General features: G+C 51.3%; 1 protein-coding gene. It reads right to left on the reverse strand.

Going from position 1 to position 616, the window contains the following annotated elements; genetic code table 11:
- Nucleotides 1–616 (reverse strand): DUF445 family protein (locus tag E2K52_RS14585; RefSeq protein ID WP_151205702.1); only part of this gene is annotated, 616 nt, incomplete at both ends.

The following is a 616-nucleotide window of genomic DNA, read 5'->3' on the forward strand; positions in this document are numbered from 1 at the left end:
TGCACATCAATACCGATCCAGCTGGCACCTTTGGCCAGTCGCCAGACTCCCATTTCCTTAAACAGGGTACGGGTCAGTTCGCGGGTCTGTTTCGGATGCGAGGTCATCCAGGCATGTACCACATCCAGACCGCGTTGTAATACATCCTGATGGAAATCATTTTCTAAAACGGCGCGTAGCATTTCACTGGCTAGGGTATTGATCTGGGTATTTCTGACCCATTGCACACTGTTGCTGTGGACAAATCCGGCAATTTGCTGCTGTCCAACAAATTCAAACACTTTAGGAACGGTCTGCTGAATGACCTGGGTGACCTGAGTGCTGTTATGCGGGTTGGCCAGCCAGCGTCCCGCTGCTAAACTCAAATCGGTATCGGCTAGGCTGCGCTCTACAATTTGGGGTGAGAGGAAATTTTCCTGAACAAAGCGTCCCATCGACTCGGCAATCCGGGCCTTGTTGCGCGGAATAATTTCGGTATGATCCCGCAGGAATTTTGGAATGGGCAGCTGGCCAAAAGGATTGCGGAACAGCACCGTAATGGCATACCAGTCAGCCAGTCCACCCACCACACCCGCTTCGGCTGAAAGCATCAAGATATGAATCAGCCAGACATATT

The sequence above is a fragment of the Acinetobacter sp. RF14B genome, from assembly GCF_006864105.1.
GTDB classification, from domain to species: Bacteria; Pseudomonadota; Gammaproteobacteria; order Pseudomonadales; family Moraxellaceae; genus Acinetobacter; species Acinetobacter lwoffii_C.